Origin of the sequence: Streptomyces sp. NPDC059875, assembly GCF_042731085.1 — a bacterium.
Classification (GTDB): Bacteria; Actinomycetota; Actinomycetes; order Streptomycetales; family Streptomycetaceae; genus Streptomyces.
In genome coordinates, this window is the sequence record NZ_JBHWJZ010000024.1 from 86,242 (window position 1) to 99,586 (window position 13,345).

General features: G+C 70.5%; 13 protein-coding genes. 3 read left to right on the top strand and 10 right to left on the bottom strand.

Going from position 1 to position 13,345, the window contains the following annotated elements; genetic code table 11:
- Positions 1 to 21: 21 nt before the first annotated feature.
- The gene (locus tag ACFV9D_RS26780) at positions 22 to 1,005 is read left to right on the top strand and encodes an LLM class flavin-dependent oxidoreductase (RefSeq protein ID WP_385151261.1); all 984 of its coding nucleotides are present in this window, start codon (positions 22 to 24) and stop codon (positions 1,003 to 1,005) included.
- Between the two features lie 47 nt (positions 1,006 to 1,052).
- Here the strand turns inward: ACFV9D_RS26780 and ACFV9D_RS26785 are convergent, their stop codons facing one another.
- From ACFV9D_RS26785 to ACFV9D_RS26800, 4 genes are all read right to left on the bottom strand, one after another.
- A complete protein-coding gene (locus tag ACFV9D_RS26785) occupies positions 1,053 to 2,486 on the bottom strand; it encodes a sugar porter family MFS transporter (RefSeq protein ID WP_385151264.1) in 1,434 nt (477 codons plus the stop codon).
- A 200-nt stretch (positions 2,487 to 2,686) separates the two neighbouring features.
- Positions 2,687 to 6,238, bottom strand: a complete 3,552-nt coding sequence (gene smc, locus ACFV9D_RS26790) for a chromosome segregation protein SMC (protein WP_385151267.1) — start codon at positions 6,236 to 6,238, stop codon at positions 2,687 to 2,689.
- Between the two features lie 177 nt (positions 6,239 to 6,415).
- Positions 6,416 to 6,631, bottom strand: coding sequence for a hypothetical protein (locus ACFV9D_RS26795; protein ID WP_215066520.1), 216 nt, complete (start codon positions 6,629 to 6,631; stop codon positions 6,416 to 6,418).
- Between the two features lie 395 nt (positions 6,632 to 7,026).
- Entirely contained in the window at positions 7,027 to 7,308 is a 282-nt protein-coding gene (locus ACFV9D_RS26800) for an acylphosphatase (protein ID WP_385151270.1), read from the bottom strand.
- Between the two features lie 181 nt (positions 7,309 to 7,489).
- On the opposite strand from ACFV9D_RS26800, the gene ACFV9D_RS26805 reads away from it, so the two are divergent.
- Both ACFV9D_RS26805 and ACFV9D_RS26810 read left to right on the top strand, forming a co-directional pair.
- The gene (locus tag ACFV9D_RS26805; RefSeq protein WP_385151273.1) at positions 7,490 to 8,404 is read left to right on the top strand and encodes a CAP domain-containing protein; all 915 of its coding nucleotides are present in this window, start codon (positions 7,490 to 7,492) and stop codon (positions 8,402 to 8,404) included.
- A gap of 62 nt (positions 8,405 to 8,466) precedes the next feature.
- Positions 8,467 to 8,859 (top strand): winged helix-turn-helix transcriptional regulator, encoded by a 393-nt coding sequence (locus ACFV9D_RS26810; protein WP_385151276.1) that lies wholly within the window; start codon positions 8,467 to 8,469, stop codon positions 8,857 to 8,859.
- On the opposite strand, the gene mutM is transcribed toward ACFV9D_RS26810, so the two are convergent.
- The 6 genes from mutM to coaD form a co-directional block, all read right to left on the bottom strand.
- Positions 8,849 to 9,709 carry a bifunctional DNA-formamidopyrimidine glycosylase/DNA-(apurinic or apyrimidinic site) lyase gene (gene mutM / locus ACFV9D_RS26815; RefSeq protein WP_385151279.1) on the bottom strand — a complete coding sequence of 287 codons (861 nt, stop codon included), beginning with the start codon at positions 9,707 to 9,709 and terminating at the stop codon, positions 8,849 to 8,851. The two genes, ACFV9D_RS26810 and mutM, sit on opposite strands and share 11 nt — an antisense overlap.
- 154 nt (positions 9,710 to 9,863) lie before the next feature.
- On the bottom strand, positions 9,864 to 10,676 hold the full coding sequence (rnc, locus tag ACFV9D_RS26820; protein ID WP_385151282.1) for a ribonuclease III: 813 nt from the start codon (positions 10,674 to 10,676) through the stop codon (positions 9,864 to 9,866).
- 19 nt (positions 10,677 to 10,695) lie between these two features.
- Positions 10,696 to 10,869: a 50S ribosomal protein L32 gene (gene rpmF / locus ACFV9D_RS26825; RefSeq protein WP_030496967.1), complete on the bottom strand. Its 174-nt coding sequence runs from the start codon at positions 10,867 to 10,869 to the stop codon at positions 10,696 to 10,698.
- A gap of 2 nt (positions 10,870 to 10,871) precedes the next feature.
- Complete coding sequence (locus ACFV9D_RS26830) at positions 10,872 to 11,591, bottom strand: YceD family protein (RefSeq protein WP_385151390.1); 720 nt, start codon at positions 11,589 to 11,591, stop codon at positions 10,872 to 10,874.
- Positions 11,592 to 11,661: 70 nt separating this feature from the next.
- The gene (locus ACFV9D_RS26835) at positions 11,662 to 12,720 is read right to left on the bottom strand and encodes a cell division initiation protein (protein ID WP_385151285.1); all 1,059 of its coding nucleotides are present in this window, start codon (positions 12,718 to 12,720) and stop codon (positions 11,662 to 11,664) included.
- Positions 12,721 to 12,830: 110 nt separating this feature from the next.
- Entirely contained in the window at positions 12,831 to 13,322 is a 492-nt protein-coding gene (coaD, locus tag ACFV9D_RS26840) for a pantetheine-phosphate adenylyltransferase (protein ID WP_385151393.1), read from the bottom strand.
- Positions 13,323 to 13,345 lie beyond the last annotated feature (23 nt).

Consider the following 13,345-nt stretch of genomic DNA (forward strand, 5'->3'; position numbering starts at 1 on the left):
ACGCGCGGAGGGGGACTTCCCATGCCCTTCACAGTCGTACGGTTCAACCTCGTCGATCCGCACGCGACCCCCGAGTCCCTCTCGGAGCGCTATCGCGCCGCCCTCGCCATGGCCGCCTACGCCGACGAGCACGGCGTCGACACCGTCCAGACCGAGGAGCACCACGGCGCGACGAACAACTGGCTGCCCTCCCCCTTCGCCTTCGCGGGCGCGGTGTTCGGGGCGACAGAGCGGATCGCGGTCACCGTCTCCGCGATCATCGGACCGCTCCACGACCCGCTGCGGCTGGCGGAGGAGATCGCCGTCCTCGACCTGTTGAGCGCGGGGCGACTGGTGACGGTCGCGGGCATCGGCTACCGGCCGGAGGAGTACGAGGAGCGCGGGGTCGACTGGGGCCGCCGCGGCAAGCTGCAGGACCTGCTCCTGGAGACCCTGCTGAAGGCCTGGTCCGGCGAGCCCTTCACGTACGAGGGCCGTACGGTACGGGTCACCCCGCGGCCCTTCACCCGGCCGCATCCGCTGCTGCTGGTGGGGGGTTCCTCGAAGGCGGCGGCGCGGCGGGCGGCCCGGCTCGGGCTGCCGTTCTTCCCGAGCGCGCATCTGCCGGAACTGGAGACGTACTACCGGCAGCTGTGCGCGGAGTACGGCACCGAGGGCTGGACGATGATGCCGGCGGAGAAGACCCCGCTGCTGCATCTCTCGGAGGACCCGGACCGGTCCTGGGAGCTGTACGGGGAGCACTTCCTGCACGAGGCGCGGACGTACGCCTCCTGGCAGTCGAAGGACATCCGCTCGGCGGTGCGCTCGACGGCGACGACGGTCGCGGAGCTGCGGGCCGAGGGGGTGTACCGGATCGTGACGCCGGACGAGTGCGTGGCGCTGGCCTCCCCCGGAGGCCTGGAGAGTCTGGTGCTGCATCCGCTGTGCGGCGGGATGCCGGTCGAGGAGGCGTGGCGGTCCGTGCGGCTGCTGGGCGAGACGGTGCTGCCCCGGCTCAAGGCATAGGGCCTGAGCCGGGGCAGTTCCGAGGTCGAGGAGAGGGGCAGCGGGGTTTAGCCCATCTCCTCCAACGCCTTGCCCTTGGTCTCCTTCACGTACCTGAGCACGAAGGGGATGGAGAGCACGGCGAAGATCGTGTAGATCACGTACGTACCGGAGAGGTTCCAGTCGGCCAGGGACGGGAAGCTCGCGGTGATGGCCCAGTTGGCGATCCACTGCGCGGAGGCGGCGACGCCGAGGGCGGCGGCGCGGATCCGGTTGGGGAACATCTCGCCGAGGAAGACCCAGACCACCACGCCCCACGAGAGGGCGAAGAAGAGCACGAAGACGTGGGCGGCGACGAGCGCCACGACGCCCTGGGTCTCGGGGAGCTTGCCGTCGACGAGGTCGGCGGAGAAGGCCCAGGCCTCGAAGGCGAGGGCGATCGCCATGCCGATGGAGCCGACGAGCGCAAGGGGCTTGCGGCCCACCCGGTCGACCAGGACCATCGCGATCACGGTGCCGATGATGTTGATGATCGACGTGGTGAACGAGTAGAAGAACGAGCTGGAGGGGTCGACGCCGACCGACTGCCAGAGCGTCGCCGAGTAGTAGAAGGCGACGTTGATGCCGACGAGCTGCTGGAAGACCGAGAGTCCGATGCCGACCCAGACGATGGGGAGCAGCTTGAAGCGGCCGCCGGCCACGAGCAGGTCCCTGAAGGTGGACTTGTGCTCGCTGCGCATGGCCTGGTCGATCTCGGCGACGCGGTGGTCGAGGTTCACCTCGTGGCCCTCGACCTCGGCGAGGACCTCCTTGGCCCGGTCGATCCTGCCGACGGAGATGAGGAAGCGCGGGGACTCCGGGATGGCGAAGGAGAGCAGACCGTAGAGCACGGCGGGGACGACCATCACGCCGAGCATCCACTGCCAGGCCTCGAGGCCGCCGATCTCGCCGCGCTGGTCGCCGTCGGCGAGCTGCAGGATGCCGTAGTTGACCAGCTGCGAGATGGCGATGCCGATGACGATCGCGGCCTGCTGGAAGGAGCCGAGGCGGCCGCGGTAGGCGGCGGGGGCGACCTCGGCGATGTACGCCGGGCCGATCACGGAGGCCATGCCGATGGCGAAGCCGCCGACGATCCGCCAGAGGGCCAGGTCCCAGAGGGCGAAGGGCAGCGCGGAGCCCACGGCGCTGACGGCGAAGAGCACCGCGGAGATCTGCATGCAGCGGATGCGGCCGATGCGGTCGGCGATCCGGCCGGCGGTCGCGGCGCCGATGGCGCAGCCGATCAGGGCGATGGCGATGACCTGGGCCAGCGTGCCGGAGCCGATGTCGTAGCGGTCTCGGATGGCCTCGACGGCGCCGTTGATGACGGAGCTGTCGTAGCCGAAGAGGAAGCCGCCCATCGCGGCCGACGCCGTGATGAAGATGACGTGGCCGAGGTGGTCCGGGTGGGCGGCTCGGCCTTCGGAAGGCGGCGGCGTGGGCGCCTGCGCGGTGCTGGTCACATGGACTCCTGGGGGCTCCGGCAGCGTCGCCGGGGCGTGGGGGGCGAGCCCTTCCAGTGGCGCACAACATCACGCCGCCCACCACGTGAAGGTAAAAGCAACGTTGCAGAGACTATGCCTTCAAGTTTCGAAGTCAATACTTGATGTCGTATGACTTAAAACAAGCTCATGCCCCTTGTTCGTTCAAGAGTTGAAGTTGATCAACGAAGTTGCTGGCTGATGACCTTCGAGACGCCGTCCCCCTGCATGGAGACGCCGTAGAGCGCGTCCGCGACCTCCATCGTCCGCTTCTGGTGCGTGATGACGATGAGCTGCGAGGACTCCTGGAGCTCCTGCATGATCCGGATCAGCCGCTGGAGGTTGGTGTCGTCCAGGGCCGCTTCCACCTCGTCCATCACATAGAACGGGCTGGGGCGGGCCTTGAAGATGGAGACCAGCATCGCGACGGCGGTCAGCGAACGCTCGCCGCCGGAGAGCAGCGAGAGGCGCTTGACCTTCTTGCCCGGCGGGCGGGCCTCGACGTCGACACCGGTGGTGAGCATGTTGTCGGGGTCGGTCAGGATCAGCCGCCCTTCGCCGCCGGGGAAGAGGCGCGAGAAGACGCCCTCGAACTCGCGGGCGGTGTCTCGGAACGCCTCGGTGAAGACCTGCTCGACGCGGAGGTCGACCTCCTTCACGACCTGAAGGAGGTCGGTCCGGGTCTTCTTGAGGTCCTCCAGCTGCTCGGAAAGGAACTTGTGGCGTTCCTCCAGCGCCGCGAACTCCTCCAGGGCCAGCGGATTCACCTTGCCGAGCTGCTGATACGCCCGTTCGGCGGCCTTCAGCCGCTTCTCCTGCTCCGTACGGACGAACGGACGCGGCTGGTTGCGCGGATGCTCTGGGTCCTCCGGCAGCTCCTCGCCCTCGGCGGGCGGCGACGGCGGTACGAGCTGATGGGGACCGTACTCGGAGACGAGGCCGGCCGGTTCGACGCCCAGCTCCTCCAGGGCCTTGGTCTCCAGCTGCTCGATCCGCATCCGCTTCTCCGCGCCGAGGACCTCGCCGCGGTGGACGGAGTCGGTGAGCTTGTCCAGCTCGGCCTTCAGATCGCGGCCCCGGTTGCGTGCGGCGGTCAGGCCCTGCTCGCGGGCGGCCTTGGCGGCGTCGGCGAGCACGCGCTCCTGCTCGGCCCGAACCAGGGAGACCTCGATGTGGGACAGGAGCTGCCGGGCGCCCGTGGCGACGGCGCCGGCGACCTCCGCCTCGTGGCGCAGCCGAGCCCGGCGCTGCTCGGCACGCGCGCGTGCCTCGCGTTCGGCGCGGGCGCCCCGGTCGAGGGAGTCGGCGCGTCCCGCGAGGCCCTTGACCCGCTCCTCGTGGGTACGGAGCTGGAGCCTGGCCTCCATCTCGGTCTGGCGCGCGTTGGCGCCGTCGGCGGCGAGCCGGTCGCGCACGGAGGTGTCGGGCTCCTCCTCGGCCGGGGTCTCCTCGGCGACGAGGAGCCGCTCGGCCAGCTCCTCGGCCTCGTACAGCGCCTTCTCCAGGGCCTCGTCCGCGCGGGCGGCCGCCGCGGTGGTCCGCTCTGCCTCGCCGGCGGCGCCGCGGGCCTGCCCGGCGAGCCGGCCGAGCTGCTGGGCGACGGCCGACTTCTCGCGGTCGGCGGCGCGGCGGCGTTCGGCCAGCTCCTCGACGAGCGCGGCGGCGGTGCGTCTGCGTTCGGTCGCCTCCTGCTGGGCGAGGGCCAGCTCCGCCCACCGCGACTCCAGCTCCTCCAGCTCGGCGGCCGCCTCGTCGACGGACGCCTGCACCTCGAGGAGGCTGGGCGCCCCGGCGGAACCGCCCTGCGCGAAGTGCGCCCCCAGCAGGTCTCCCTCGGCGGTGACGGCGGTGAGCCCCGGGTGTGCGTAGACGAGCTCCTCGGCCTCCTCCAGCGTTCCGACCACGACGATCCCGTCGAGCAACCGCCGTACGGCCCCCATGAGTTCCTCGGGTCCGCGCACGAGGTCGGCGGCGGGGCGGTGGCCCGCGGTGTCGGTCGGCCGTGCCGGGGGCTCGGTCCCGGTGAGCAGCAGGGCGGCGCGGCCGGCGTCCTGCTTGCGCAGGAGGCGCAGGGCCTCGGCGGCAGCGGCGGGGCCGGAGACGGCGATCGCGTCCGCCGCCGCGCCGAGGGCGGCGGCGAGCGGGATCTCGTATCCCGGGGTGACGGTGAGCAGTTCCGCGGCCGGACCGAGCAGTCCGCTCAGGCTGTCGCGGGCGCCGAGCAGCGCGTCCGTGCCGTCCTTGCGGCGCAGCCCCAGGGACAGGGCCTCGTGGCGGGCCCGGGTCGCGGCGCGGCTGCGGTCGGCCTCCGTGGCGGCCTCACGGGCGGCCGTCAGGGCGGACTCGGCCTCGGCGAGGTCCCGGCGGGCGGACTCGTACCGCTCCCCCAGTTCGGTGTCGTCCGCGTCGAGGCCGTCGACCTCGGCCTTGAGCTGCTCGTACTCCTCCTGGGCGGCGACGGCCCGCTCCTGGGCCTCGTCCCTCGCGGCGGCGAGCCGGTCGATCTCGGCCTGCGCGGACGCGGCGCGTGAGCGGGCGGCGTTGACCTGGCCGTGCAGCCGGGCGAGGCCCTCGCGGCGGTCGGCGATGGCGCGGGCCACGTCCTTGAGGCGGCGCTCCTCCACCGCCAGCTCGCGCTCCAGTTCGGCGCGGTGGGCGACGGTGTCCTCCAGGGCACGTTCGGCCGCTTCCAGGGCGGCCTCCAGCTCGGCCTCCTGCTCGCGGATGCGGGCGGCCTCGCGTTCCATGTCCTCGGGGTCGCGGCCGCGGCGCTCCTCCGGCGGCTGGGCGGTGGCACTCTTCACGCGCGCGTCGGCGAGCGAGACGGTGCCCCGGACCCGCTCGGCGAGCTGGGAGAGCTCGTACCAGCTCTGCTGGGCGCGCTGGAGGCGCGGGGCGAGTCTGCGCACCTCCTCCTCCAGCTCCGCCTCCTTGGCGAGCGCCGCGCGGAGCTCCGCCTCGGCGCTCTCCTTGCGCTCCTTGAGCGCGGCCTCGTCGGCGACTTCGGTCTTCAGCGCCTCCTGGAGGCGTACGAGGTCGTCGGAGAGCAGGCGCAGCCGGGCGTCGCGCAGATCGGCCTGGATGACGGCGGCCCGGCGCGCGACCGCCGCCTGCCGGCCGAGCGGCTTGAGCTGGCGGCGCAGTTCGTCGGTGAGGTCCTGCACGCGCGCGAGGTTGGCCTGCATCGCGTCGAGCTTCCGCAGCGCCTTCTCCTTGCGCTTGCGGTGCTTGAGCACGCCGGCCGCCTCCTCGATGAAGGCGCGGCGCCCCATCGGATCGGCGTGCAGGACGGAGTCGAGCTGGCCCTGGCCGACGATGACGTGCATCTCGCGGCCGATGCCGGAGTCGGAGAGCAGGTCCTGGATGTCGAGCAGCCGGCAGGTGTCGCCGTTGATCTGGTACTCGCTGCTGCCGCCCCGGAACATGATCCGGGTGATGGTGACCTCGGCGTAGTCGATGGGCAGCGCGCCGTCGGAGTTGTCGATGGTCAGCGAGACCTCGGCGCGGCCGAGCGGCGGCCGCCCGGTCGTGCCGGCGAAGATGACGTCCTCCATCTTGCCGCCGCGCAGCGACTTGGCGCCCTGCTCTCCCATGACCCAGGACAGCGCGTCCACGACATTGGACTTGCCGGAGCCGTTGGGCCCGACGACACACGTGATTCCCGGTTCGAACCGCAGCGTGGTGGCGGAGGCGAACGACTTGAAACCGCGGAGGGTCAGGGCCTTGAGATGCACGCCCCCGGACTCTACCTGTGGTTGCGCGTTTCACCCATGAAGGTGCAGGGCACACCCTCCCCTGAGGAGGGGTGGGACATGGGGGACTCAAGAAAGAAGGGACGCCGGAGCGCCCCTTGCATATCTAGCTGTGCTAGCGAGAGTGTTTCTCACCTGGCCCCGGCACGGGGCTGACTGTCAGGTGAGCGCAGGCTCCGCCTGGGGAACGTCGAGGTCGATGCTGTCGAGCAGCGACTCTCCATGCTGTGCGGCGGCAGCGTTGAGCGCGTCGTTCTCGGACTGGATCCGAACGAGCTCGGACTCCAGGTCCTGGACGCGCTGCTGAAGCCGTCGCATCTCGGCGAGGAGTCGCGGGTCGGAGCCGCCGACGTAACCGAGAAGCGCCTTTGCCATGATGGATGGTCCTCCACACTGAGTGACCGACCGAAGCGGTGTGGGTCGTGAGGGATTTCGCACCCGCGGTGCTCGGCAGCACATCTTGTCGTGCCGGTTTCCACTGCCAAACAGCTAAGGTGCGCGGGGCTTCCAGAGTCTCACCAAAAAGTTTGACGGTCAACACGATCACGCCCCGTATCAAGGGGCAACCGGGGGGTCTGCGGCCGCGGAACTCGCGACGGCGCCTCGCAACTCGGTGCCTCAGGGGGCGTAGAGATCATCCTTCCGCGCGCAGCCCGGCACGGCAAGCCCTTCTTGGCAATCCGCAGGTCATTTCCGCTTCGGCGGCCCTTCGCCGAACGTCCGCCCGAGGGTCGCGAGGGCGACCGGGCGGAGCCCTGTCGCCATGATCGTCAGCGGATCGCGAAGGTGTCGTAGCCGCCGCGCGGGGTGCCCCAGATCTCGGTGACTCCGTCCACACGCCCGGGAGTGTCGGCGGAGCGGAGCCAGTCGAGCAGACGGTGGCAATTCTCACTCGACCCCTCGGCGACGACCTGCACCCGTCCGTCGTCGAGGTTGAGCGCGAAGCCGACGAGCCCGCCGATCTCCAAGGCGTTTGCCCTGGTGAACCAGCGGAAGCCCACTCCCTGTACTCGGCCGCGCACCCATGCGGTGAGCCGTACGTCTTCGTTCATGGCTGCACGCTAACGGGCCAATTGCCGAAGGGGCACGTCGCCCCGGCGCGTCATGGCGTACAGTCCCGACCGAATGAGACTCACCCGTTCGGGCGCGTCTCAGTGGACAGGCCCTTCACAGGCCCCACAGAAGCAAAGATCAGCAAAGAGTCCAGCACAGGTCGTCAGGAAGGCAGAGCAGATGGGACGCCATCGTCGCTCCGGCGCCGCGCCCGCCGCAGAAGATTACGCGGCCGGTTCGGACCGCCGGCACCGGGGGGCCCGCAGGAAGCGCGGAGCCGTGCGCACCGGACTGCTCGGCGCCTCCGCCGCGGTCGCGGTCGGCGCGGTCGCCGTCGCCTCTGGCCTCCTGCCGGGCGGGGAAACCCTGACCGTCGGCAGCGCCGGCTCGGGTGAGCAGCAGACCGAGTCCCGCCAGGCTCCGGAGCTGACGACGCAGGGCGGCTCGTCCGCAACCCCGTCGAACCAGTCGTCGAGCCCGGCGGCGAGCGCGGGTACGGGCAAGGGCGCCGGCAAGGCCTCCACCTCCCCTTCCGCGACCCCCTCGCCGAAGCCGTCGAAGACCACCGCGTCCCCGACCCCGAAGAAGCCGGCCCCTCAGCCGACGAAGACGGCGCCGAAGACGACGGTGCCGACGACGAAGCCCAAGCCGAAGCCGGTGCCCACGACCGTGAAGCCCGTCGTGCCCACCCAGACGGCCCCGGTCCCGACCGACCGCGCCGCGGCGGCCGAGGCGGAGGTCGTACGGCTGGTCAACCAGGAGCGGGCGAAGGTGGGCTGCAGTGCGGTCCGGTCCGACGGCAGTCTCGCCGCACTGGCGGGCGCCTTCAGCAAGGACATGGCCGCACGCGGCTTCTTCGACCACACCGACCCGGACGGCGACACCCCCTGGGAGCGCGCCCGTCAGGCCGGCATCTCCGGCCTGGGCGGCGAGAACATCGCCCGCGGCCAGGTGGACGCCGCGGCCGTGATGGAGTCGTGGATGACCAGCGACGGCCACCGCGCGAACATCCTGAACTGCGACTACACGACGCTGGGTGTCGGTGTGCACTTCGCGGACGGCGGTCCGTGGTGGACGCAGGACTTCGGCTTCTGAGCCACGCACTCCGGGTCAGCGCACTCCGATAGTCAGCGCTGTGCGCGAGTACGGTGGAAGGCATGACTGACGACCTCGTGTTCGACGTGTTCGCCCGGGCCTGCACCTCGCGCGAGACGCTGGAGCATGTGACAGGCCGATGGGGCGCGCTCACGCTCGGGGCGCTCCACGAAGGCACGTTCCGCTTCAACGAGCTGCGTCGCCGGGTCGACGGGGTCAGCGAGAAGATGCTGTCGCAGACCCTGCACGCGCTGGAGCGCGACGGGCTCGTCCATCGTGAGGCACAGCCGACCAACCCGCCGCGGGTGGACTACCGGCTGACGCCGCTGGGCCGCGAGATCGCGGAGCGGCTGCGCGCGCTGATCGACCTGGTCGAGGGCCGGATGCCGGAGGTCCTCTCGGCGCGCGAGACCTACGACGAGAAGCGCACGGCTGCCGTGAGCGTCACGCCGTAGCGCGGGGCGGACGCTGGCAGCGCGGGCAGAAGTAGCTGGACCGGTTCATCCACGGGCGGCGGCGCATGGGCGTGCCGCAGCGGTGGCACGGCTCGTCCTCGCGCCCGTAGGCGTCGAGCGACCGGTCGAAGTAGCCGGACTCGCCGTTCACGTTGACGTAGAGGCTGTCGAAGCTGGTCCCGCCTGCGGCGAGGGCCGCGTTCATGACGTCCCGTACATGGCCGAGGAGCTCGGCGGAGCGCGGCCGGGTCAGCGTGGCGGTGGGGCGTTCGTAGTGCAGCTTGGCGCGCCACAGCGCCTCGTCGGCGTAGATGTTGCCGACCCCGCTGATCAGCGTCTGGTCGAGCAGCGCGCGCTTGACGGTGGTACGGCGCAGGCGGAGCGCCGTCTGGAAGGCCGCGTCGTCGAACTCCGGGTCCAGCGGGTCGCGGGCGATGTGCGCGATGACGTCGGGCAGCCCGTCGGGGGTGCTGTCGTGGAGTGAGAGACCGCCGAAGGTGCGCTGGTCGACGAAGCGCAGCTCGGTGCCGAGGCCGTCCTCGAAACGGACGCGGATCCGCAGGTGCTTCTCGTCGGGGGCGTCCTCGGGCTGGACGAGCAGTTGCCCGCTCATGCCGAGATGGCCGAGGACGGAGATGTCGGCGTCCGCGAGCGGGATCCACAGGTACTTGCCGCGGCGGCGTGCGGTCCCGAAGCGATGCCCCTTGAGCCGCGCGGCGAAGTCCGCCCCGCCGGCCGGATGCCGGCGCACGGCCCGCGGATGCAGCACCTCGACCTCGCCCACGGTTCGCCCGCCGACCCAGCGCTCAAGACCGCGCCGTACGACCTCGACCTCGGGCAACTCGGGCACGGGACTCCTCCGGAGGGGGTACGGGAAAGGGGACGCCCGAAGCCTACCGCCCGGACCGAGGCGCCCGGACGGAAGCAGAAGACCCCGCCCGGGGACCCTTGCGGGGCCCCTGGCGGGGTCGCCAAGAAGCAGTGCCGTCAGGAAGCGGAGGGGTTCAGGCCGAGGCCTGGTCCGCGGGGGAAGAGGTGTCGGCGACCTCTTCCGGCGCCGTTTCGGCCGCCACGTCCGCCGCGGCCTTCGCCGCCGCGAGACGCTCGTCCGCCGCCGCGCGGATCGCGCGCCAAGCGGATTCCGCCGCCTGCTGCTCCGCTTCCTTCTTGCTGCGGCCGGTGCCGGTGCCGTACGAGACACCACCGACGCGGGCGGCAGCAGTGAAGGTCTTCTCGTGGTCCGGACCCGTCTCGGTGACGAGGTACTCCGGAACACCCAGACCCTCGGCCGCGGTCAGTTCCTGGAGGCTGGTCTTCCAGTCCAGTCCTGCACCGAGGTTCGAGGACTTCTCGATCAGCGGGTCGAAGAGCCGGTGCACCAGCTCCGAGGCCGCGTCGAGGCCCTGGTCGAGATAGACCGCACCGATCACCGCTTCAAGGGTGTCGGCGAGGATGGACGCCTTGTCCCGGCCACCCGTGCCCTCTTCGCCCCGGCCGAGCCGGATGAAGGAGCCGAGTTCGAGGCCGCGGCCGACCTCCGCCAGCGCACGCGAGTTGACCACCGCGGCCCGCAGCTTGGCCAGCTGGCCTTCGGGCAGGTCGGGGTGGGTGCGGTACAGCGTGTCCGTGACCACCAGGCCGAGCACGGAGTCCCCGAGGAACTCGAGACGCTCGTTGGTGGGCAGACCGCCGTTCTCGTACGCGTACGAGCGATGCGTCAGCGCACGCACCAGAAGGGCGGACTCGAGCTGATACCCGAGCCGCCCTTCCAGAAGCGTGTGGGACGAGGCATTGTCCGTCTTGTTGGACTCAGACATCGCGCCTCTCACCAGCCACTCAGACCGAGAGGACCTGGCGCTTGTTGTAGGTGCCGCAGCTCGGGCACGCGATGTGCTGCTGCTTCGGCTCCTGGCAACGCTCACACGAAACCAGGGTGGGGACCGCAGCCTTCCACTGCGACCGGCGGTGGCGCGTGTTGCTGCGCGACATCTTCCGCTTCGGAACAGCCACGGCTACTTCTCCTGCTTCTCGTCGACGCCAGCTTCGGCGCCGCTCATGTTGTCCTTCTCATCGGTTCCCAGCGAACCGGCGAGTCCCTGCAGTGCCGCCCAACGCATGTCGACGGCATCGTGGTGGTGGTCCGGGTTGTCGTTCAGGTTGGTTCCGCATTGGGAACACAGCCCCGCACAGTCCTCCCGGCACACCGGCTGCATCGGCAGTGCGAGCACCACCGCATCACGCAGCACGGGTTCGAGGTCGAACATGCCGTCCTCGAGGGGGATCATGTCCTCGTCGTCCTCGGCTTCGTCGTCCGCGGCCGCCTTGGAGCGGCCCCGGTCGTCGGAGTCGGGGTACGAGAACATCTCCTGGAAGTCCACGTCGAGCTCCAGCTCGACGGGCTCCAGACACCTTACGCACTCCCCCTCGGCCGATGCACGGGCGGTGCCTGTGACAAGCACCCCTTCCATGACCGACTCGAGACGGAGATCGATCTCCACGGGCGCGCCTTCCGGCACACCGATGACCCCTTCGACACCGAGGTTCGTGGGGGCCTCGACCGAGCGGGAGAGCCGCTGAAGGGCACCAGGACGCCGCCCCAGCTCGTGCGTGTCGAACACGAGGGGGTTGCGGTGGTCAAGGCGCGTGCTCAGGGCTCTTCCTGCTTTCGGATCGTGAGAGGGGCTGCCGTGTTCGAATCGAGAGACGAAGCGGGCAGCATGGATCGCGGACATACGCGCGACCGAAGAGCCAGGATACTGGACGCTTCGCTCAGGGCCCAATCCGGCCTTGGTCGGGCCTCGGTCAGTGCCCCTGACCGTGTGCCTGGCCGTGCCCCTGCTCGTACTGCCGCAGCTGCTCCAGGTCGATCATGCTGGTGTCGAAGAAGCTGGTCTCGTCGAGCGCGGCGGCCTGCGGCTGGGCTTGGTGCTGCGGCTGCTGGTCGTAGCTGTACTGCTGCTGGTACGCGTACGGGTCGGGCTGCTGCTGGTAGCCGTACGGGTCCTGCTGGTACGCGTAGGCGTCCTGGTGCTGCGGCTGCTGCTGGTACCCGTACGGATCGGGCTGCTGCGCCGGGATCTGCGGGACCTGCTGCGCGGCCTGCTGGTGAACGGGCTGCTGGACCGGCTCCGGGTCGGCCAGCTCAGCGAGCCCCGCCAGGTAGTCCGCGTCGCTGGTGTGCACCGCGCCGCCCGCCGCGTCCTGGGCCGCCATGTGCGCGCCGAGGTCGTCGGTGGCGATCCGGCCGTGCAGCTTCTGCCGGCCGCGGCCGACCGCCTCCAGGGTCTTGGACAGCACCGCCTCGAAGGCGCCCAGCTTGGCGTCGACGTACTCGTCGGCCCGGTGGATCAGGGTCTGCGGGTCCGCGCTGTACTCGGGGGCGTCCTCGTCGGCGTACCCCTGGTCGTCCAGGCCCGGGCCGCGGCCCAGGAGCTTCTCGCGGCCGCGGTCGACGGAGCCGATGGTCTTGTTGAGGACGACCTCGAAGTTGGCGAGCTTGGAGTCGACGTAGTCGTCGGCCTCCGCCCTGATCTCCTCGGCCTCCCGGCGGGCCTCGGAGAGGATCCGGTCCGCCTCGTCCTGGGACTGGCGGGCGACCTGGGTGTCGGAGATGAGCGAGCCGCGCTCGGCGTGGGCGGCCTCGATGATCCGCTCGGCCTCCTGGCGGGCCTGCTCCACCATGTGCTCCCGGCCGCCGAGGAGCTCCTGGGCCTGGGCCAGGGAGCCCGGCAGGGCCTCCCGTACCTCTTCGAGCATGGCGAGCAGCTCGGCGCGGTTGACCACGCAGGACGCCGACATGGGCATGGAGCGGGCGTTTGTGACCGTCGAGACGATCTCGTCGAGCTTCTTCTGCACGTCCACCGGGTGCTCGCCACTCTCTACAGCTGGATGGAGACGGACGGGACGACTGTAAGGGCAGTCGTCCCCCGTCCGACACCAGGTGACGGTCCGTCAGTGACGGTCGCTCGTGGTCACTGCTCGCCGCGCTGCTCGGCGAGGCGCTGGGTGAGCCTGCCGAGGACGGCCTGCGGCACCAGGTGGGAGACATCGCCGCCCCAGGCGGCGACCTCCTTGACCAGGGAGGACGACAGGAAGCTGTACGTGGGGTTGGTCGGGACGAACAGGGTCTCGACGCCGGAGAGCCCGTTGTTCATCTGCGCCATCTGCAGCTCGTAGTCGAAGTCGCTGACCGCTCGAAGCCCCTTGACGATGGCGGGGATGTCGCGCTGCTTGCAGAAGTCGACGAGCAGGCCGTGGAAGGACTCGACCTCGACGTTGCCGAAGTCGGCGGTGACCTCACGGATCAGTTCGATCCGCTCCTCGACGGTGAACAGCCCCTTCTTGGACTGGTTGATCATCACCGCGACATGTACGACGTCGTACAGCTTGGAGGCGCGGGCGATGATGTCGAGATGTCCGTTGGTGATGGGGTCGAATGACCCCGGACAGACGGCGCGGCGCAACTTGGGTCCCTCGCTCTCCGGTC

What these genes read in the sequence shown, in the direction of transcription:
- ACFV9D_RS26780 (WP_385151261.1), top strand. Translation starts at nt 22, where the DNA reads ATGCCCTTCACAGTCGTACGGTTCAACCTCGTCGATCCGCACGCGACC.
- ACFV9D_RS26795 (WP_215066520.1), bottom strand. Translation starts at nt 6,631, where the DNA reads ATGGCAAAGGCGCTTCTCGGTTACGTCGGCGGCTCCGACCCGCGACTC.
- ACFV9D_RS26800 (WP_385151270.1), bottom strand. Translation starts at nt 7,308, where the DNA reads ATGAACGAAGACGTACGGCTCACCGCATGGGTGCGCGGCCGAGTACAG.
- ACFV9D_RS26805 (WP_385151273.1), top strand. Translation starts at nt 7,490, where the DNA reads ATGGGACGCCATCGTCGCTCCGGCGCCGCGCCCGCCGCAGAAGATTAC.
- ACFV9D_RS26810 (WP_385151276.1), top strand. Translation starts at nt 8,467, where the DNA reads ATGACTGACGACCTCGTGTTCGACGTGTTCGCCCGGGCCTGCACCTCG.
- rnc (WP_385151282.1), bottom strand. Translation starts at nt 10,676, where the DNA reads ATGTCTGAGTCCAACAAGACGGACAATGCCTCGTCCCACACGCTTCTG.
- ACFV9D_RS26830 (WP_385151390.1), bottom strand. Translation starts at nt 11,591, where the DNA reads ATGTCCGCGATCCATGCTGCCCGCTTCGTCTCTCGATTCGAACACGGC.